This is a genomic window from Maribacter stanieri (assembly GCF_900112245.1).
Classification (GTDB): Bacteria; Bacteroidota; Bacteroidia; order Flavobacteriales; family Flavobacteriaceae; genus Maribacter; species Maribacter stanieri.
The window spans coordinates 459,584-481,896 of sequence record NZ_FOYX01000002.1 but is presented as its reverse complement, the minus strand read 5'-3'; the positions used below and the strand labels follow the sequence as shown (position 1 = coordinate 481,896).

Genomic DNA, 22,313 nt, shown 5'->3' with positions numbered 1-22,313 from the left:
ACTTCTATTCTGCTTCTTTGTATTTTTCGAACCAAGCTAAAACACTGGCAATTTTTGCAATTAAATTACTTGGTCTGTTGGCAATACCGTGGCCTGCACCAGGTATACGTACCATAGCAGTTTCTACACCCTCTAATTTTAGTGCGGTATAGAACTGCTCAGATTCTGCGATAGGTGTTCTATAATCTTCCTCACCAGTAAGTAACATTGTTGGGGTAGTTACATTGGCTACATACATTAAAGGAGAACGTCTAAAATAATTTTCTGGATCTTCCCATGGTTTTTTACCGAACCAGTATTTAGAGAAAAAAGCAGCACCATCGGCATACAATACAAAGCTTGTCCAGTTAATTACTGGCTTGGCAACTACAGCAGCTTTAAAGCGGTCTGTTTTTCCTACTATCCAAGCAGTCAGTACTCCGCCGCCACTTCCACCGGTAACAAAAAGATTATCGTTATCAACATAACCTTTTTTAATAACGGCATCTACACCACTCATTAAATCTTCATAATCATGATTAGGGTAGTCGTGGTGAATTAAATTTCCAAATTCGGCTCCGTAACTCGTACTTCCTCTAGGGTTGCTATATAGAACCACATAACCTGCAGCAGCGTAAGCTTGTATTTCGGCACTATAAACAGAACCGTAGCTAGTAAATGGTCCGCCATGAATTTCAAGGATAAATGGGTATTTTTTATTAGGGTCAAAGTTTGGCGGAGTAACCACCCAACCTTGAATTTTTTGTTGGTCATAAGAAGACTCCCACCAAATTTCTTCAGTTTTGCCTATATCTCTAAAAGAATAAAGATCATCGTTTACAAAAGTTACGCGTTTAGAACCTTTTTTATCAGCAACGCCTAAATCAGAAGGATGTTCCGTATTACCCAGTGTATATGCAAATCGTGAGTTTTTAGAAACTGTAAAATCACCTGCATTATAAGGTCTTCCTAATGACAAACCACCAAGACCTTCAACTAAAGTTGTAATTTTTCCATCAAGGGTAATGTGTCCAATTTTGGTAGCACCTTCCGTATCATATTGAAAATAAAGACCTTTACCATCATTTGCCCATTGCGCATTAGCTATATCTCTATCGAAATCTCCAGATAGCAATTTTGAGTTTGTACCATCGGTATTCATCACATATAAATTCGTGATTTGGTACCCCATTAATTTATCATCGTTACCTGTATACGCAATCATCTTGCCATCAGGAGAAACTGTTGGAGAGCTGTCAGGACCATATCTTGTAGTCAAGGGAGAAACTTCGCCGTTAGAAATGTTCAGCGCATATACCTCACTATTGGCAGGTTCAAAAGCCTCATCAGGATTAAAATTCGCTGAGAAGAAAAGTGTTTTGTCATTTTTAGACCATACAGGTGCACCGTGATCAAATGTTGTTGCCGTCAATTGTTTAGGTGTACCACCATCAATAGAAAGGGTGAAAATTTGATCGTGCCCACCTTTAATATAACCTTGTCCGTCACCTCTGTAATTTAATTTGTCAATGTAAGTTGGAGGTGTGTTCCATTTTGCACCTTCCGGCTTTGCAGGTAATTTTACAATAGATTCTTCAGCTTCTGGTACAAACATGGTAAATGCCAAATAACGGTCATCGTTAGACCAACTAACTGCTCCTGGAGCTTTTGGCGTATTGGTCAATGGTGCAATTTCTTTGGTATCCATCCACATGATATATAATTTCATCTTATCATCGGATTTGTTCGATTTAAAGATGATTTTTTTACCATCATGAGACCAACGTGGGTAGTAATCATTTTGGTTACCAGTGGTAATTGGTCTGTTTTGTGAACCATCATAATTTACCATCCATAAGTTAGATAAGTTTTTATCTGTCATGATATCCTTAAAATTTCGGACATAGATAATTTTGGTTCCATCAGGTGATATCTGAGGGTCAGATACATACTCCATGTTAAAAATATCGGTAAGCTCAAGATTTGAAGAAACTTGGGCGGTTACAGATACTGTAAACAGCAAGAGAAATAGTGTTTTACTAATAATTTTCATAGTGTTGAATTTGGTTTGAAATGATAGTATGAAGATAATGATAATGCTTAAAAAGAGATGCCTCATGCTATAGTAAACTTCTTAAAATATAGATGTTCTTAACATTCTCTTTTTGTATTTTCACATTAAAGAAGATAAAGGTTATTGACAACAAATTTATCTGGTATTTACAGCATGCTATAAAGTTGATGTATTTGCATTTTATTCTTTCTTTAAGGCAGGTCAATATTTTATACAGATGTATAAAGTGATAAGTTGTAATTATTTGATTATTAGTATTTTAAAATATAAAAATGAAAGTATTATTTATAGGAGGAACAGGAAATATTAGCACACCAAGTAGTAGATTGGCTGTTGCTAAGGGAATGGATTTATATGTATTAAATAGGGGGAAAGCCAAAGTTGAGATTGAAGGAGCACATTCCATTATCGGAGACATCAATAAACCCGAAGAACTTACAGAGCTTAAAAAACATGACTGGGATGTTGTTGTAAACTGGATCGCTTTTACACCAGAAGACATTGAGCGTGATATTGAATTGTTTAGAGGGAAAACCAAACAATATATTTTTATAAGTTCAGCTTCTTGTTATCAAACACCTTTAAGTTATCCTGTTATTACCGAATCTACTCCGGTACATAACAAGCTGTGGGACTATTCTGAGAATAAAATTCTATGTGAAGACCGCTTGCAAAAAGCATATAGAGAAGAAGGATTTCCTATTACTATTGTTCGTCCGTCACTAACATACGATACCGTAATACCTATTGCCATTGGCGGATTTAATAAATATAATACGGCACAGCGAATTTTAGATGATAAGGAAATTATTATTCATGGAGATGGTACGTCGCTTTGGACGGTTACCCACTCTGACGATTTTGCAAAAGGCTTTGTTGGGTTATTAGGAAATACACCCGCTATTGGTCATGCATTCCATATCACATCAGATGAGGTTTTGAGCTGGAATATGATTTACAAGATTTTAGCAGATGCCTTAGGGAAAGAAGCGAATGTAGTACATATTGCTTCTGACTTTATCTGTAAAATAGAACCTTCTTTTACGGGAACTCTATTGGCAGATAAGGCAGAAAGTGTTTTATTCGATAATAGCAAGATCAAAACCTTTGTACCTGGTTTTAAAGCAACCATTCCGTTTTCTGAAGGGATAAAAAGGACTATTAAGTGGTTACAAGAAGATTCAGAGCGCCAGAATATAGATCAAGAGACTGAAGCTAAAATCGAGAATGTGTTGAATGTTTATAAAGGGTTGTAGATTTAGAAATTTAATTTTAGAGTAATTCATCATTCGTATTACCCACCGCTTTATCCCCTCCAAGGAGGGGAAGATTACATTTTTGATTTCGAACTAGAAGTGCCTTTAAATCTAGGGTTACTATGTCAATTCTGTAAATATTTTAAAATGTCAGCAGGAGCTATTCCCCTCTAGGGAGGGGTTAGGGGTGGGTTTTTGTTTGTAGACTATAGGCTAGTTTTTGATAGGTGACGCTTCAGGAACTATTTCATATAGAACATTTGCCGCAGCTTCATACTTATCACCTTTAATCCAAAAAGGTGTTTCAGGATCGTTGGCTATTAACCTACCTGAGAGCACGTACCCTTGATAAAATTTTAGTAGGTAATCAAAATCTAGGCTATCTGCCTCATCACCAGCTTGATGGTAATATTTATTGATTTCATCATCAAAGGCATCAAAACCTGTGGAATAAGTAGGAGCAGGAACTCCTTTGCTAGCGAAACTTACATTATCACTACGATCAAAAAGACCTTGTTCGGGTGCAGGATCGTCTATGGCTTCTAGTCCAAATGTAGCAGCTCCAGCTACAATATGTTTTTGTGCTGTTGTTCTATTTAATCCAATTACGGTTGCCAATTTTGTATTGTTATACCCGCCACCATCAGTGTTGAAACCATATACAATTTGCTTGAGTGGAAATATAGGATTCTCAACATAATATTGACTACCTAATAAACCTTTTTCCTCGCCCGTAAAAAAAATGAATATAGCTGACCGTTTTGTAGGAAATTTTCCAATATTCTCTGCCATACTTAAAACTGCGGTGGTACCTATAGCGTTATCTCTGGCTCCATTATAAATACTATCTCCTGTGGCATCCGGCGTGCCAATACCCACATGGTCATAGTGCGCAGAATACATAATATACTCGTCCTTTAGTTTCGAATCAGTGCCTTCCAAGACTCCAATCACATTTTGCGTAATTAGAGTTTTCTCTTTCTTTCCATCAGTTTCAATTGAATACGATAATTTTGAATTAGTTAATACATCTAGTTTTTCTGGAGTCGTGTTTACCCAAAGATGAATAAAATCAGTTTTTGGATTTTGGTCATCCATAGCATCAGGAATCTTAACATTTTCTCCCATAAAGTGCGATATTCTCGACCACCATTCTTGATCTAGCAAGGTCATTTCAATTAAACCAATAGCCCCATTTTTAACGGCTAATTGTTGCTTTTCTTTATGTGAGCCATAAATAGCTCTGGCATCAGAGGCTTCTGAAGTGCCGCCTTTAACCATGATTAGTTTTCCCCTTACATCTATTCCTCTGTAATCTTCTTCACTTCCAAAACCAAGATATACAGCTTTTCCTGAAGGCGATGCTGCTTTTGCTTTAACGGCAATGGTATGTGGATAGTTCTCGCCATCTATAGAGACTTTTAGCAGACTTGGTTGGGCTGTTTGTGAAAGTTTAAATGACTGATAGTATGAATTAGTGGCAGGGTTCGGTTGTATTCCATACCCTCGCAAGGTATTTGCAAGATACGATGCCGCAATCTTTAATTCTGGCGATCCTGTGGCACGACCATTCAAAGCATCATCTGCCAAAAAATAGATATGACCTTCAATTTTATTTTTGTCTACCGTTTTTGTTGCTTTTTCTGTGTCGGTTTGCGCAGAAACTATTGTGTTTAAAGTTAAAGCTGATAGTAGTAAAAAAAGTTTCGCTGTTTTCATAATCTCATTTTTAATAGGTTTATTCAGGTAATATTTATATCAATTTTACAATTGCTAAGCAATTCTAAGCACCCCGTAATAAATAGCGGTTATTAGTAACAGAATTAGACTAATGGCTAAAAAACGAATGGAACGTTGTACGTTTCTAAATTTCCAAGCGGCTATTTTTGAGTTGATATAGATTTGTTCTCCTAATTGCTCAAAAACCTCTTCTTCGTTCATACTTACCTTATAGAATTTTTTTGAGAATTCTTTGATGCTCCCAAATTTGGTTATGACATCTCCAAAATAAAATACATTGTCACTATAGTTTCCTTCTAATTTTGGAATAAAGCAGCGTACGCTATAAAAAACGGAAACAGTAGTGGCAACAAACCAAAGTCCGATAAATACATAAAATAAAATAGCATTAGAAACCGAGTGCATTACAGGAGCTGCACTTTGATAAATGAAATTCAATATAATACCGTAAAAGGATAGAATTAGACCTGCTTTTAATTCAGAAGCCTTTATTAAGCTTGATACGTAATTGATGGTACCCCAATAGTGATCCACCAATTCTTCTGCATGCCCCTTAGATTTAAGTTCATCTAAGAGTCCTTTTTCAAAAGCAGATAACGGATTTTCCTTTCCCTTAATTTTAGTAGTGTTTTTATTTTCAGGTGGTAATGGTTTGGTCATAGTTAGAAATTTAAATACTGCAAATTATTATTCAAGTACATTATAAACAGTAAGTGGTTGCGCTTTATTTTTCATTGAAATACTGCCAAGGTTCTCACATTTAAAAGCTTCTTTTACTTGTTCGTAGCAACCCTCGCAGATAATTATTTGATTTTCTTTAGCGGCATCTTGTAATCTGGCAGCAGTATTTACGGTATCGCCAATTACGGTATAATCAAGTCGTTTTAAAGTAGCGGAACCTATGTTGCCCGATATCATTTCACCACTTTTAATACCTATAGAAACTTTGGGTTTAAAATTTTCTTTATTCTCCACATTTGGGAAAGCATTGACTTGGTTTCTTATCGCGAGAGCAGCATCAATGGCACGGTCTAAATGATATTCTCCTCTAAAAACGGCCATAACAGCATCACCAATAAATTTATCTATGATTCCATCTTGCTCCATAATCTCTTTTACCATGGCATCGAAATAGGTGTTGAGCATGGTAACGACTACATCTGGGCTCGTAGTTTCACTAATCTTTGTGAATCCACAAACGTCTACGAACATGACCGTACCCTCAATACTTTCATTATCCATAATTTTAGATTCATATTCTTGTCCACTCATAAAATTTAGAACGTTCTCATCTACATACATTCTAAGAATATTGTTCTCTTTAATAGCCTGTAGGGTCTTTCGAATTTCTCTGGCATGCTTTAAGGTTTTCTCCATGGTCAAAGTAAGGTCCTCAAAATTGATAGGTTTGGTGATAAAGTCAAAAGCACCACGGTTCATGGCCACACGAATATTTTCCATATCCCCATAGGCAGAAACAATGACCGATTTTATTAGCGGACTAGATTCATGTAACTCAGAGAGTAGGGTAAGACCGTCCATCTCTGGCATATTAATATCGCTCAAAACAATATCTATACCGGGATTTTCATCAAGTTTTTCAAGTGCGTCTCTACCATTTATAGCAAATACAAACTCGTATTCGTTCTGTCGTATTTGCTTTCTAAATTTCTGTTTGATGAGTATCTCTAAGTCTGTCTCATCATCTACTACCATTATCTTTGCCATAGTCTTAGGTTAGGGTTATCAGCTTATCTTTTAATAATGAAAAATCTAAAGGCTTAGTCAGAAAATCATCGGCACCTAGATTTTTTGCCATTGTTCTATTCTCATCATCTCCATAGGCGGTAATCATCATAACCATTGGTGGCGGTTTTACATAATTTTTTTTGATGTTATCTAATAGTTCCAGTCCGCTCATGCCTGGCATATTAATATCAGATAAAATCAACACCGCTTCATGCTCCATAGTTTTCATGATTTTGAGTGCATCTTCTCCAGAGAAAGCAAACACAAATTCTAATTCTTCTTTGCGAATCTCTTTTCTAAATCGTTGTTGAAAAAGCACTTTTACATCTTGTTCGTCATCTACAACTAATATTTTCATAATCTGTTTTTTTTGTGTTTGTAAATATTATAATGAGGGAACATTTTGCTATTTAATTCATTGGTAATGAGATGGTGAAGGTGGTGCCTTCTCCTTGTTTTGTTTCTACCGTTAATTCGCCACCATGTACTTTTACAATATCATAGCTAAGTGATAGTCCTAATCCAGTTCCTTCCCCAGAAGGTTTAGTGGTGAAAAAGGGTTGAAATATTTTATCTAAAACCTCTTTAGGAACTCCGTTGCCATTGTCCGATACTTTTATGAGTACCATAGTACCTTTCTTTTCTGTACTTACCGAAACGGTAGGTTCGTAGCCTTTAGGATTTTCTTCTTTTTTCTTCTTTACCACATAAAAGGCATTAGTTATAAGATTTAGAATAACTCTACCCATATCTTGAGCTACGATATTCAATTTGCCGATAGAGTCATCAAAGTCGGTATTCAACGTGGCATTGAAACTTTTGTCCTTAGCGCGTAAACCATGGTAGGCAAGGCGTAGGTACTCGTCTGATAAGGTATTGATATTGGTCATTTCTTTTTGACCGGTACTGCTTCGGCTATGTTGTAGCATCCCTTTTACAATACCATCGGCACGTTTACCATGAAATATAATTTTGTCTTCGTTAGCAGATATATCTTTTGCCAGGGCTTTTACTTCATCATAATTACCGTTATCTATTTCTTCTTCCAGTTCATCCAGAAGTTCTTTGTTTACTTCAGAGAAGTTGTTTACGAAGTTTAGCGGATTTTGAATTTCGTGTGCAATACCAGCGGTGAGTTCACCCAAACTTGCCATTTTTTCAGATTGAATAAGCTTTGATTGGGTGGACTTTAATTCGTCTATTTTAGTTTTAAGCTGAACCGTTCTATGACTAACACGCTCTTCTAAGATTCTATTCTCTTTAGTTAATTTTCTGGCTCTAAAAACAATATATGCTCTTAAAATACTAGCTGCAATTAAACCGAAAAGCAAGTATGCCCACCAAGTTTGCCACCATGGCGGATTTATTTTAAATGAAAGTGTATCTGGTACGGACCAGCCGCTATTAGCACTTCTAACAGCCACTTTAAAGGTGTAATCCCCTGGTTTTAAGTTATAATAGTTCTTGGTCTTGGTTGCATTTGCAGCATAGCTCCAATCTTCATCTTCACCATCTAGAATAAAACGATAGTTTAATTTATCCCTGTTGAATATATCATTACTTCCATAACTAAAACTAATACTGTTCTGGTCATATGGTAGGACAAGGCCTTGAGGTAGGTTGTAAGGACGTTTTACCGAATCCCATGTTATACTATTGGTACTGGCATAGGTTGAATTTTGCACCTTTGTAGAATCTTTCTTTAGGTTGAACCCGAACCCCGGGTTTTCATCCATGACGAACATGTTATTAATTTGAACGGCGCTTATGGTACTATCAATTTTAGGTTCAGTATTCAACACCATTAGCCTAAATTCACTGGAAGTACTTGTAACACCTGACCAAAACTGGCCATTTTTTAAAAATTTAGGTGAATTTTGTAAATAGTCGTTAGATTTAAAACCGAGGCCACCATTAAAATTATAGAAGCCTTTATCTGTTGTTTTTGCAGTGGTTTTTTCCACGGCAATTAAGCCATTACCACTAGCAGCGTACATCATGCCCCCTTTTTCTGTCAGATCATAAAAATCTGTAGGATATAGTCCGTTTTCTTTCTTTATTGAGGTAAGCGTATTTTGTTCTAAGTTAAGTATGTTAATACCATTTGCGGTAGCTAACCATAGCTCTCCTTCGTTAGAAATTTTGGCTATGGATACATTATTATTACTTAGACCTTGTTCTTCTCTAAGATAACGTATAGTGTTTGTTTTTAAATTTACCTTGGCTAACCCTTTCATAGTGGGGATCCAAAGAATTTCTTTATCATAAAATGGTATGGATCCGCTTCCTGCTATTAGAATATCAGGGTCATTTTTGGAAACTACTTTTTTAAAGCTGTTGTTTTCAATATTATAGAAATACAGGCCCGTATTCGTATAAATAGCAAAGGTATGTTCATTTATAATTGCAATACCTGCTCCAAAAATATTAGAGGAATTTGCATAGGAAGTCATTTTATTTTTATCTCTATTAAGAATAGAAAAGCCATATCTAGTATTTATAAAGTAAATATTAGGTGTAATCTCTTTAATGAAACTAATTGTGTTAGGATTGCAATGTAATTGTTTAAAACTTAGGGATTTGATAGTATTTTTATTTAAGTTGACAATATTGATCCCCGCAGCGGTTCCAAGCCATAGTTCACCCCTTGAATCTTCTTCTATTTCCCATATTTCATTATTTACTAAGCCTCTTGTTTCATCAAAATATTCTGTTTTTAAAGTGAACTCATTGGCTATGACCACTCCTTTATCATTTGTAGCAATCCAAATAGACCCATCTTTACGTTTTAAAGGAGTTGGTATTCTAAGAGAACCTTGCAGAGCAGCGTTTAGAGCAATTATTTTGGAATTATCCCTATTTTTATTAAGTATAAAGGCCTCTGTCGCTCCAAATATCCATAAGTTGCCTTGGGCATCTTCTTCTATTTTATCACCTGTAATAGTATATCCGTTTTCAGAACCTAAAACGCTAACTTTTTGCTTATCTATTGCTATTCTAAAAACACTGGAAGAAGCATTGGAATTACCATTAGGCGCTGGGTAAGGATAACTTAACCAAATATTATTATTGGCATCTTCTTTAATATCCCAAACTATTGAGTTCAGTTCAATTTCGGCTATATTAGAAATTGTTCTAAATTCTTTTCTAGAGGGATCCAACACGCTCAAACCATCTTGATAACTGAGCCATAAATTATTTCTACTGTCTTCAAATATCTTCCAAGGCGAATTGGAGCCTTCATTTAAAATCTTTCGTAAACTTTTCATTTCCGCATCCATTGCGTAGAATCCTTCAGTAAGCGAGTTCAGGTAAATCGTACCTGTATGGTCGCAAAGAATATCGAAAGGTGTAAAATTGTCTGTCAAGGTAATCTTATATGCCGTATCGTTCTTAAAATCCAATACTGTTAAAAAACGAGGACCCGGACTAACCAACCAAAGTTTACCTTGTTGGTCAAAGGTCATTTTGTACACTCCTGGGTAATCGTATACAAAGGCGTTCTCACCATCATAGTAGGTTAATGGTGTATTGGTCGCGGAAGACCCTATCCAAATAGCCCCATCTTCGGTTTCTAAAAAGGAAGTAATATCATTAGAGGATAATCCTTCATTGGTAGAAAGTTGTAGTAAGTTTACATGGGTACCGTCCATATTTCCTGGAGGTTTCATTTTGGTAATGGTCGGGTTTTTTATGGGTGCTTTGGTTACTGTAAAGGGCACGGAATCAAACTTTAATTCCCCTGTACGATAACTGTCCCAATCCAAATCGTATTCCTTCATTAGGGACTTCAGCGGTTTAAACGTGTTTAGTTCAAATGGTTTGCTGGGCAAGGCATCTACGTTTAAATCATAAGTAACGGGGGTTGTAACGGTGTCGTTGGTTATGGTTTCCAATTCAAAAGGTTCGGGGTCCGTAAATTGTAATGGAATGGTTTCTGGAACCTTAATATCACCTACTGTAGTTTCCGTTTCGGACTTGCTTTGTTTATGGCAAGAAACCAAAAGCAAGCAGCAGAAAAAGCCGATTATAAGTACAAGTTTACTTTGTTGTGTATTTTTCATACTGGTTTGGATGTTGGTTTAGTTTGGTAATTCTATAATAAATGTGGTTCCTTTATTTTTTGTTGTTTCCACTTTTAACTTTCCATCATGTCCTTTTGTCACAATATCATAACTCATACTTAAGCCCAAGCCGGTACCTTGGCCAGTTGGTTTAGTGGTAAAAAAAGGTTGGAATATTTTCTCTTTGACTTTTTCAGGAATGCCATCACCATTATCAGAAACACTAATAGTGATATATTCATCAGACTTTTTAGTACTGACAGTAACTATAGGTTTAAAACTAACATCTTTTTGTTTTTTCTCGTTTACAGCATAAAACGCGTTGGTAATCAAATTAAGAATTACCCGCCCCATGTCTTGTGGTACAATATTTACTTTTCCAATGCTCTCATCAAAATTTGTAATGAGTTCGGCATTAAAAGATTTATCCTTTGCCCGTAGACCATGATAGGCCAAGCGTAAATACTCATCTGCCAATACATTTATATCCGTAGGTTCTTTTGTGCCGCTGCTGCTTCTGGAATGTTGTAGCATTCCCTTTACAATATTGTCCGCACGTTTGCCGTGATGGTTTATTTTTTCAAGGTTTTGTTTGATATCCAATGAAATAGCCTTCACTTCTTCAAGATCTCCTTTATCCAATTCCTCGTTCATTTCATCAACAAGTTCGTTGCTTACCTCAGAGAAATTATTGACGAAGTTTAGCGGGTTTTGAATTTCATGGGCAATGCCGGCTGTGAGTTCTCCGAGACTCGCCATTTTTTCAGATTGGATGAGTTGAGATTGTGTGGCCTTTAAATCATCTAAAGATTGATTTAATTCTAATGTTCTTTCTTTAACTAGTTGCTCTAAAATATCTTTTTGTTGAGATAAAATGGATTCTTTTTCTTTGGATAATTCTTGGACACGATTTAAATTTAATCTTAAATCTTGACTGCGCTTTCCAAATGCGTAACCTAAATAGATAGCTAAAACAACAGGGATAAGCATAAAAGCAAAAGGAATAAATTTATCTATGCGCTGGTCTACTAAACCCATATACCAACATATCATTAAAATCCAAAAGGCCAGGTTAATACAACTAGAACTTAAAAATAAAAAGCTGGCAACTTTATTTTTGTTCCAAGATTTTAAACTTAAACGTATAATACCAGCATAAAAGAAAATTGACCAGATAGGCCCCAACGCGTCAGGATTAAATAAAAAGTAACAACATATAGTTGAAAAACATAAAAAACTAATAATTTTAAAAACAAGGTCTATAGGCTGTTCTAATATTTTGTAAAAACAGAATAAAAGAATAAGGCTTGAAATAAGAACGCAAGTGTCAAAATAAAACGTAAGCCAAAAATAAGTACCAGTACTATCATGGAACGACAATACTCCTAATGTAAATAGAATTAAGAATAATAAAGAGGCAGAAAAATAACCGTTAATTCTCTCTTTAGGGAAGAAAATAAAAAACGATAGGAAAATAATAAACATTAGAATGGCAAGACCAAGTGAGATATTATAATTATTGATATATTGTTGAAAATAAGCTACACGTTTATTCTTTACCACATCCGTTGAATTGGCATTACGCAAAGACGATATATAAATTCTAATTAGTCCGTTATGATGGTAGTAGATAGGGTATTTGTATTGCGCATTGACAAAACGTACAGCTAAAATTTGTTCCTTGCCTATCTCTAAAGGTAAATGAAGCACTTGGCTAAATGGATTATGGTAGATAACTTCATCCTTATTAGAGCTTACATTACCCAATTGGTGAATTAGTTTGCCATCTAAATAAATTTCTGATGCTCCTTCTTGAAAAATATTTAAAACCACTGCATCATTTAACGACTGGTCTGCTATAATACGTTTACGCAACCATACAATTTCGCCCCTATCTGCAATTACGTTTTTTCCATCAAGCAGATTTAAGTTATTATTAGAGAATTCATTCCAGGTAGAGTCATCAAATTCTGGATTAGCCCATAATTTATTATCTCCTTTTTGAAAACGCCAATCCATTCCAAGAATCATCCAGTTATCAGCAACAGTACTATCTGTAATGACTAACACTTTGTCCTCTTGACTAAAAACTGTCAACGAAAGTAGAAAGCCAATAATGTATAATATATGTTTCATTATCATTTAAATTATAGGAAAAATGATTTTAAAAGTGGTTCCTTCACCTTGTTGTGTTGTCACCAGCAATTCACCACTATGCCCCTTAGTAATAATATCATAACTCATGCTTAAGCCCAAGCCGGTACCTTGCCCGGTAGGTTTGGTGGTGAAAAAGGGTTGGAATATTTTCTCTTTGACTTTTTCAGGAATGCCATCACCATTGTCAGAAACACTAATGGTGATATGTTCATCAGACTTTTTAGTGCTGACAGTAACTATCGGCTTAAAACTAACATCTTTTTGTTTTTTCTCGTTTACCGCATAAAAAGCATTGGTAATCAAATTAAGAATTACCCGCCCCATGTCTTGTGGTACAATATTTACTTTTCCAATGCTCTCGTCAAAATTTGTAATGAGTTCGGCATTAAATGATTTATCCTTTGCCCGCAGTCCATGATAGGCCAAGCGTAAATATTCATCTGCAAGGGCATTGATATCAGTTGGTTCTTTTGTGCCGCTGCTACTTCTAGAATGTTGAAGCATACCTTTTACAATATTGTCCGCACGTTTGCCGTGATGGTTTATTTTTTCAAGGTTTTGTTTGATATCCAACGAAATAGCCTTCACTTCTTCAAGATCTCCTTTATCCAATTCCTCGTTCATTTCATCAATGAGTTCATTGCTTACTTCAGAGAAATTATTGACGAAGTTTAAGGGGTTTTGAATTTCATGGGCAATGCCGGCGGTAAGTTCTCCGAGACTCGCCATTTTTTCAGATTGAATAAGTTGAGATTGGGTGGTTTTTAATTCATCTATGGATTGATTTAATTCTGATGTTCTTTCTTTTACTTTTAATTCTAACTTTTCATTTTGAGAAGTAATAAGTGCACTCTTTTCAGCTTCAACCTTTACAAGTTCCATTGCATTTTGCCTCATATCCTCATTTTTCTCTCTCATGCGATAAGCGACAAATGCCAACATGCCTAAAAAGAGAATGGCTTTACCAAACGTATCACTATGAACCATTATTAACCTTAGACTAAAATCATCTTTTATAGAGGATTGTCTTACTAAAAGTCCAACAAGAGTAAGGACATAAGATGATGTTAAACAATAAAGAAGTATTCTAGCAGATAAAACTTTATTCTTAGACTTTATGGATAGGTAGATTAAGAAAAGGCCAATACTAATTTTAAATATAAAATATAGGAAATCCCCTATATCGTTATTTAAAAAGAAGAAAAATAAAGGTATTATCAAACTTGCCAAAATAAGCCATTTAGGAACTTTTCCATAATATATTTTATAGGCGAACAAAACGCAGAATAAGTAAAAACATAATTCTAAATAAAATCCGCAATAGGCAAGTATTATCATGTAATGAGAAGGAATTGTAAAGTACAAACTATCACCACCATAGAAAGCTGTGCTAAAATTCTCTAATACCATTATAGTAGAAAAAAGAGCGATAAAGAGTAGTTCACTTTCCTCTTTAATAAGGAAATAAAGAAGCCAGAAAAGAATGAAGAAAATCAAAGAACTCAATAAGTCAAATAAATGTCTGTAACCTATAAAACCCATGTAGTCAAAATAGTCATTGGTAACAAATCTGGTAGAGCCCAAAGGAAGCAATTTAGCAATGCCCCAATAGGTACTATAGTCAACATAATGTATGGCTAATGTATATGTAGTGTCAGGCTCTAAAAAAATAGGAGATCGTATCTCAAAATCTTGAATATGCTCTTTAAACGAGGCTCTGTCATTCCCTTTTTCTCCAAATTGACGGAACAACTTTCCATTTATATAAATATCCTCTGCTGCATGGTCTTCTTTGTCCAAGTAGAGTGGAAGCTTTGCGAAAGCACTATCAATGGTAAATTGCAACCTGAACCAGCCTTCAAATTTGCCAGAACTATCTGCCATATCATTGGTTATCTGCGAGGGGTTTAATCGTTCCCAACCCCCTAAATCAATGTCAATAGATGATGCATCTTGGCTATTTCCTGATTTAAAAATCCAACCTGCTTTATTTGTCAACCTTAAACCAAAAATTGAATCTAAATCTGCTTTCGTAAAATGTATAATTGTATCGAGTGCCAACCCATTTTTATCTACCGGGTTTTCTTGCCCATTTGCCGTAAATAGCATACAGAAAAATAGCGTGATGAATAGGAGGGATTGTTTAATCATGTATTCTTAAGTTAATTATGAAAGTGGTGCCTTCACCTTCTTTTGATTCTACTTGTAATTCACCACCATGTCCTTTTGTCACAATATCGTAACTCATACTTAAGCCCAAGCCGGTACCTTGACCTGTCGGTTTGGTGGTAAAAAAGGGTTGGAATATTTTCTCTACAATTTCCTTGGGTATGCCGTTACCGTTATCGGAAATAGAAATTTGTACACTTTGAGACCCACCCCCAACCCCTCCAATGAGGGGAGTTCGCTTTGATGTAATTTTTACAGTAGGTTTATAGCCTTCGATGTCAGATTTTGATTTCTCGTTTACCGCATAAAAAGCATTGGTAATCAAATTGAGAATTACCCGGCCCATGTCTTGTGGTACAATATTTACTTTTCCAATGCTCTCGTCAAAATCGGTTATGAGTTCGGCATTAAATGATTTGTCCTTTGCTCGTAATCCGTGGTAGGCCAGACGTAGGTATTCGTCAGCCAAAGCATTGATGTCCGTAGGTTCTTTTGTGCCGCTACTGCTCCTTGAGTGTTGTAACATACCCTTTACAATATTGTCCGCACGTTTACCATGGTGGTATATTTTTTCAAGATTTTGTTTGATATCCAATGAAATAGCCTTGGCCTCTTCAAGATCCCCTTTATCCAGTTCCTCGTTCATTTCATCAATAAGTTCGTTATTCACCTCACTAAAATTGTTGACGAAGTTCAATGGATTTTGAATTTCATGGGCAATACCCGCTGTAAGTTCTCCAAGGGAGGCCATCTTCTCGGCTTGTATTAATTGCGATTGGGTAGTTTGCAGATTAGACAATGTAATTTCTAATCTCTTTTTTTCTGAGAGTAGGGCAGTAGCTTGATTTTCCTTGATCTGTAAATCTAGAAATCGAGTATAGGTTTGTTCAAATACCGTTGCAAAGCGCTTAAAAATATCATGGAATTTTGGTACTCTTTCATAGGTGATAAACATAACATACCCATGTTTAAAATAACATATATGAAAGATTTGAAAAGTAGGAAGTGAATGCCCTGCTTTAAGAACACCATCCAAAACTTCGCCAAAAACAGGAAGCGTGCGCATAAACTCATAATGTTCTTTAATAAGTTCGCCACCAAGTTCCTCAACATGAAAGGTTTCACCATTATGTGACGGTTTTAAAAAATTATAACCAACACCAATATTTGGTAGTATAAAAGGTTTTTGAATTACGCCCTCACTGCTCATAAATGCAGTGGCTTTTTCTTTATTTTCTGACCATATGCAATATCCCGCGCTCCATGCTGGTATGCCTAGTGCCTGAACCTGTAAAAATAGGTCGTTGGCAGCCTCAGGAAGCTCATCACTACGCTGCATGGCCATTGTACGACTTCGTACCCGTTCTAAAGCATTTTCAATCTGTGCTTCACGAATTTGGGCTTCTGCTTTTTGAAGGTCTAGAAAACGTGTATAAGTTTGCTCGAAAACTTTCGCAAAACGTTTAAAAATATCATGCGCGTCTGGTACATGTTCTCTTGTGATAAAGAGCAGATAACCATATTTAAAATAAACAACATGGTCTATTTGATAGGTTGGGAAGCCATTATTAGTTTCCTTCAGCTTCTTTAATACATTACCTATAATTGGAAGAGAACTCATATATTCATAATGAGCCACACATTCATCACCTGTAAATTCTTTTATAACTAGAGATTCACCTCTCTGACCTTTTTTATAGTACTCATTAAATATACCTGCTCTTGGAACTTTATAGGTTTGTAAAATACCAGCCTCATTTCCAAACCATTCAGTAGAATCATTTTCTCCATAAATATTGAATGCGCATCCCCAGGTTTTAATATTCAACGCCCTTACTTGTTCATCTAATAGGAAAGAAGCTTCTTGTAATTCATCACTATGTTGCATTGCCATAGTTCGTGAACGTACTTTTTCCAATGCTAACTCTATCTGAACTTCACGAGCTTGTCTTGCAGATTTTTGAAGTTCAAGAAAACGATAATGAGCCAGGTCGAAAGCCTTTGCAAACTTCACTAAAATTTGCAGGTTTTCTTTAGGTGGATGTTCAACTATACCGGGTAAGCTATATCCAATTTCACCATGTGAAGTACGGGCCATAATAAAGGTTAATCCGCCAATATTGGTTATATCATCAGGTGTTGGTGCTTGAGGATCAATTTTTTTAAAATCGCCCAGGTTCATCATTTTATCCACATAACTGATTGCAGCTTTTGCATTCATAGGATATACGACCGTAGCATTATTGCTCTGTTCCCAATCGGCTAACAAAGGAATGTCACCATGAAGATGTCTTGGTAAGGACATTACAAATCCTATTTTGCTACCATCACCAGAGGTCATGGCTTTTTCATAGGTTTCTGGCAACCACATCATGTGCCAGAAGTACTGTGCTTCATATCCTAATTTGACAAATTCAGTGCGTAGCGTAACCACCACATCTAACAAATCGTCAGTGATATTCATCGCCAATGCCTTAGTGCGAATCCGTTCTAAAGCTCCTTCAATTTCTAATTCTCTATTCTTTATTTCAAGTTCTATGGTACGCCGCTTAATGGCTTCTCTTAATTCTAGATTTTCCTTACTAATCTGTTCAAAGCCTATAGTTTCTCCTTCTTGTGCCTTTACATCTGGGGTTGAGTAATGTTGATACACAAAATGCCAGCTTTTTTCGTTCTGCTCAAGAATATTGCTAAAACGAAAGCGACCATAATAATTCCATTCTTCTACATTTAGAAACCAAGCATCAAATAAGTGGGTAATAAATATGAGCTCACCAAATTGTTCTACTATTTTGGTTTCATTACGTATTTGAGATTTTCCAGAAAGTTGTTCAGCAGTTGCTTCAAAGAATTTAGTGGTATCCTTACGGTTTAAGAATTCTTCATTGTCTGTAGAGCCTATAAAATGAAAGTTAGTATCTAAATAGGAGTCGTAGGTTTCAACATCACCATTTAGGTAGCTGTACATCCATTTATCGTAAATTTCAATAACCTCTTTTTCCCTCTTTTTGGTTGGCTTCATGCACTAATTAGTGGTTAGTTTTGAAAAAAGTAAAAATTAATATCAGTCCATAAAAAAGTATAATCCATTACTAAAAACAGCATATACATTCTGTTATTTTTCGCAAAAGGAAAAAACAACAAATTGGAAATCAATTAAAAAATGGGGAATTTTATGCCTTTAAAATACATAATTTCCTTTTAAGATTAATGAAGCTTTCAACGGAATTCTATATTTTCTGTATAAACGGATGTATTTTATTCTTTTTTAAATACCTCTAATTCTATTTCGATCATAAACTCTGGCATGGCCAATTCTTTTACCCCTAACCAAGAACCCGCGGGAAACTGTTTTGTATAAATTTCATTTCTATACGCTGCAGCTTCTAAAAATTTGGGCATGTTGGTAGTGAAAATATTCTCGACAACGACATCATCGAACGTGCAACCATAATGATTTAAAATTTTCTGTAGATCGGCATAGCAATTGATCATTTGCTGTTCAAAATTACCAGCGGCAGTTGGGGTACCGTCGGCATCCATACTTACGGCACCAGAGATTTTAATATCATTTCCAATTTTTACTGCATGCGAATAACCAAACAATTTTTCAACTTCTGGTCGTAGTTGAAAGTATTCTGGCACTTCTACTTTTACTTCTATTGGCGGTAGTTCAACGGGTGTCTTTTCGGTATTATTTTGGTTACATCCAAAACACAAAGAAGCTACGAGTAAAATGACACTTATATTTTTAAGGTATGTTTTTTTCATTTTATTTAAGTTGATATAGTGCTTATTTAGTATGGGTTGCGTCTGCTATTTTTTTGGTGTCGGCATACTGTTGAAATGCCACGATTTTTCTATTTTTCAATTTCCAGAAATGTGCAACTTGAGCGTTATACACTGCACCATTATTTTTTCTTTTGGCATCGTAGCGTAGGGTTGCCAGAACTTTGTCATCAACCATATCATGAAGTTCAATATCCTTCAGATTAAAATATTCATGTTCTTCAGAGAGTCGTATAAATACTCCGTTTAGAACAGCATCAGGACCTATATATGGATTACCTTCTGCAAGTGCATTTCCTTCAGCCTCGTTCCACTCCACATTTTTATCTAAGAAGTCTAATACAACTGGTATATCTCCTGTTGCGAAAGCTTTATATAAATTGTCTATAATTTTCAAATTGTCCATCGTTAAAATATATATTGATGTTAATAATTTTAAACAAAATGTAAAATGCCATAAAGTCAAATCAAGACTTTATGGCATTTTTTTTACTTTTCTAATGCTGCTCTATTGAAGTATAAGATTTCAGAAATTATTTTTCCGTCCTCATCAAAGTCATCACTTATATGCATTGGAAGCGTAATTTTCTTTTTATCTGATTTTCTAACCAAGTGAAAATCCCACCAAGACATTACTACTCTACCGTTAGCCATTTCGTATTCTAAATAATCGGGATAGCCAATCATATCAATACTTGTAATTTCAAAAGCATCTAAAAATTCTTGTCGAATTTTTTTCACATCATCTTTAGTTTCCGGCTTATCTAAATCATCATTTATATTTAAAAAATAGGCATCATCGCTATAAAAACTAAGTGCTTTCTCTAAGTCTGCATTCTCAAAGGCATACACTGCTTTTCGAACTGTATTTATATTTTCATGGTGGTTGTAAATAGTACCATTTGTACGGTCAGAAAAACTTTGTCGCAATTCATTAAAGATGCCTTCATTATTATAATTAATGATTGTTTTTATCTTATTGTCTTTTGTAACAACTATAAGACGATGGATTGGAGATGTGAATTTTACACCTGTTTCTTTATGTACTCCTTTAAGTAAATCCCAAGTTTGTACCCAAATTTCTCCATCTTTATTATCTTCTTTATACTCAACGGCATCAGGATATGCACCCGGAAAATCAGAAATTGAAAAATAATCTAGCTCATCGAACCAACGATATGAATTTTTTACATATTTAGCTTTGTCAGTGCCTTTATCACTGGGGTTTGTAGAAACACCATTATAGTTTTTAAAGTCATCTGTTAAAAGACTGGCTAATTTTACGGTGTCTCCTTTAACAAATGCCTGGGTAAAACTATTTACTACATCAATAGCTGGATGCTCTATATAAATAGTTCCATTTTTCTTTTGAGCAATTGTGATGAATGTTGTCATCAATGCGAATACTAATAAAATTTTTTTCATAATTTTTACTTTTAATAGTGGTTTGATTTTTCGTTTTAAAAAAAGACAGACATTTTTGACATCAGAATATTGGCTAAATTCAAAAACAGTTATGTTTTCATATTGTAAATTGTCAAAATAAATTCTCCCGAATTTTGTCTGCCCTTTATTGTTGTATTGGTAATACTAATTAGATTCGTTTGAAACTTGAACCATTATATTTTAAGTACTCCAATGCAAAGAAATTTTCAGAAGCTAGTTATATACGTTTGGTGGTTACAAATTACTTAGTTGTACTATTTTTTAGCTGTGTCTGGAGGTATGACTGTATATCCTTGTTTTGTGAGTAAACTAATATAATCTAGGTAATAGTACATTGCAGCTATTTTGTCGTCCTTGACTACTGCTGCTATGTGGTATGGTACAGGAGTTACCACTCCGGTTTTATTATTTTCGAGTGTATTTACTCCCCAGGTAAGCAGCCATTCGCCTTCGTTCCAACTATTTTCAACCTTCACAGGTAAGTATAGATCTTTAGAGATATTATGATTGTAGTTGGCTAAGCTGTTGATCCAATAATCTTTGTGTTGTGTTACGTTTAAAGAATCTAACCCACTTCCTAGACCGTAGACCATTGCATCTTTGGTCATTAGATTAGAGATATTCTCAACATCGGCATTTTGTATTGCGGTTACGTATTTCTTTAGCGTTTCCATGGCAGTTTTACCATTGTCAAAATCTAAAGTTACACTAGGTTGCTGTGCATTGCTAAAAGTTGCTCCAAATGCCATGGCTACAATTAGCAATGTAATTTTTACTCTTTTCATAATTTCTCGATTTAAAGATTAATAGTACTTTATGAGATTCTAAAGAGGAGGAACTACTTTAAAGAAATCACTATTTGGCATGAAATACGAACTGTTTTGGACGGATGGGATTTTAAACTGTCCGAATGCCACTATTTATTTACCGAGAATTACTTACGGGATAGAATTAAATAAGTATAATTTTATGTGTTAGGAATAAATAAGGTATAAAGAAGGTGTATTCAGTTAATTACCAATAGCTGCAATTAAAGAAATGAAGATTGGTAAATTGAATTAGGAGAATATTTTAGCGTGACTAAACACCCTAAACAACAAGGTATTTAAGTGTAGTCATTTCTAAAATCAGGGTTAATGCAATAGTTGTATTTTTAGGATATTATGGAATTAGGTATAAGTTCTTCTTCTATGAAACCATCCTCTTTTAGATATACATAATACGAATTATTATCAAGGTCTAAAGAAACCGAAGTGTGTACTTTATCATCTATAAAGTGAATAGCAGAGCGATCATCACAGGCATAACCATCTGTAAGTTCTCCAGAAATAATATTATTATGATATAATGGTCTTCTAGACTTCTCTGAATTATAATGAGGACAATGGCTTTTATCTATAAATGACATGCCTTCTACAATGCTTAATTTTTTGGGTCTAGAATCAGTTGTGCCACCATTGAACCAACATAAGGATCCAGCACTACCACCGCCCATAACAACACCGTTATCATAAGCTTTTTTAAGAGCGATGTCAATACCCTGAGCCTTCCAAATAGCTAGCATATTTAATGTATTTCCGCCACCTACTACAATGGCATCCATATTTGAAATTATCTCTTCAAAAGATTCTTTTTGGTCGTATGAGTTTATCCATACACTTAAAACATGGGGAGTTACATTAATTTGGGAACAAACCTGATAAAACGAATCTATATATTCTTGATCCTCGCCGCTAGCAGTAGGTATAAAGCAAAGATTCGGTTTTTTTTTACCTGTAGCTTCTGCCATATATTTTAAAAAGGGTACAGAATGCCTTCCACTACCATAAATAAAGAGCTGTTTTTTCATGAAGGCAAAATAATTGATTCTGCCACTAATTCGAAAGTATA

The 22,313-nt window shown here is 35.1% G+C and carries 15 protein-coding genes; 1 reads left to right on the top strand and 14 read right to left on the bottom strand.

Annotation, left to right across the window (positions count from 1 at the left end; translation table 11 throughout):
* Positions 1-4: 4 nt before the first annotated feature.
* A complete protein-coding gene (locus BM296_RS12580; protein ID WP_091903331.1) occupies positions 5-2,032 on the bottom strand; it encodes a S9 family peptidase in 2,028 nt (675 codons plus the stop codon).
* Between the two features lie 293 nt (positions 2,033-2,325).
* Between BM296_RS12580 and BM296_RS12575 the strand changes: the two genes are divergently transcribed.
* Positions 2,326-3,309, top strand: a complete 984-nt coding sequence (locus BM296_RS12575; protein ID WP_091903330.1) for an SDR family oxidoreductase — start codon at positions 2,326-2,328, stop codon at positions 3,307-3,309.
* Positions 3,310-3,522: 213 nt separating this feature from the next.
* On the opposite strand, the gene BM296_RS12570 is transcribed toward BM296_RS12575, so the two are convergent.
* The 13 genes from BM296_RS12570 to BM296_RS12510 all read right to left on the bottom strand — a co-directional run bounded on the left by BM296_RS12570 (position 3,523) and on the right by BM296_RS12510 (position 22,272).
* Positions 3,523-5,028 carry a M28 family peptidase gene (locus BM296_RS12570; RefSeq protein WP_091903329.1) on the bottom strand — a complete coding sequence of 502 codons (1,506 nt, stop codon included), beginning with the start codon at positions 5,026-5,028 and terminating at the stop codon, positions 3,523-3,525.
* 54 nt (positions 5,029-5,082) lie between these two features.
* Positions 5,083-5,709, bottom strand: a complete 627-nt coding sequence (locus BM296_RS12565) for a Pycsar system effector family protein (protein ID WP_245787015.1) — start codon at positions 5,707-5,709, stop codon at positions 5,083-5,085.
* A gap of 27 nt (positions 5,710-5,736) precedes the next feature.
* The gene (locus BM296_RS12560; RefSeq protein WP_091903328.1) at positions 5,737-6,777 is read right to left on the bottom strand and encodes an adenylate/guanylate cyclase domain-containing protein; all 1,041 of its coding nucleotides are present in this window, start codon (positions 6,775-6,777) and stop codon (positions 5,737-5,739) included.
* Between the two features lie 4 nt (positions 6,778-6,781).
* Positions 6,782-7,156 (bottom strand): response regulator, encoded by a 375-nt coding sequence (locus BM296_RS12555; protein ID WP_027067458.1) that lies wholly within the window; start codon positions 7,154-7,156, stop codon positions 6,782-6,784.
* Between the two features lie 52 nt (positions 7,157-7,208).
* Entirely contained in the window at positions 7,209-10,862 is a 3,654-nt protein-coding gene (locus BM296_RS12550; protein WP_091903327.1) for a sensor histidine kinase, read from the bottom strand.
* 18 nt (positions 10,863-10,880) lie between these two features.
* On the bottom strand, positions 10,881-12,998 hold the full coding sequence (locus tag BM296_RS19635; RefSeq protein ID WP_245787014.1) for a sensor histidine kinase: 2,118 nt from the start codon (positions 12,996-12,998) through the stop codon (positions 10,881-10,883).
* A 6-nt stretch (positions 12,999-13,004) separates the two neighbouring features.
* Complete coding sequence (locus BM296_RS19630; RefSeq protein WP_245787013.1) at positions 13,005-15,170, bottom strand: ATP-binding protein; 2,166 nt, start codon at positions 15,168-15,170, stop codon at positions 13,005-13,007.
* Complete coding sequence (locus BM296_RS12535) at positions 15,163-18,210, bottom strand: ATP-binding protein (RefSeq protein WP_091903326.1); 3,048 nt, start codon at positions 18,208-18,210, stop codon at positions 15,163-15,165. Before BM296_RS12535 ends, BM296_RS19630 begins: the two co-directional genes overlap by 8 nt.
* Before the next feature lie 236 nt (positions 18,211-18,446).
* Positions 18,447-18,959, bottom strand: coding sequence for a RidA family protein (locus tag BM296_RS12530; protein WP_091903325.1), 513 nt, complete (start codon positions 18,957-18,959; stop codon positions 18,447-18,449).
* Between the two features lie 22 nt (positions 18,960-18,981).
* A complete protein-coding gene (locus tag BM296_RS12525) occupies positions 18,982-19,383 on the bottom strand; it encodes a nuclear transport factor 2 family protein (RefSeq protein ID WP_091903324.1) in 402 nt (133 codons plus the stop codon).
* An 83-nt stretch (positions 19,384-19,466) separates the two neighbouring features.
* On the bottom strand, positions 19,467-20,402 hold the full coding sequence (locus tag BM296_RS12520; protein ID WP_091903323.1) for a nuclear transport factor 2 family protein: 936 nt from the start codon (positions 20,400-20,402) through the stop codon (positions 19,467-19,469).
* Between the two features lie 275 nt (positions 20,403-20,677).
* Entirely contained in the window at positions 20,678-21,208 is a 531-nt protein-coding gene (locus BM296_RS12515; protein ID WP_218157887.1) for a hypothetical protein, read from the bottom strand.
* Between the two features lie 368 nt (positions 21,209-21,576).
* Positions 21,577-22,272: a Type 1 glutamine amidotransferase-like domain-containing protein gene (locus BM296_RS12510; RefSeq protein ID WP_091903322.1), complete on the bottom strand. Its 696-nt coding sequence runs from the start codon at positions 22,270-22,272 to the stop codon at positions 21,577-21,579.
* Positions 22,273-22,313 lie beyond the last annotated feature (41 nt).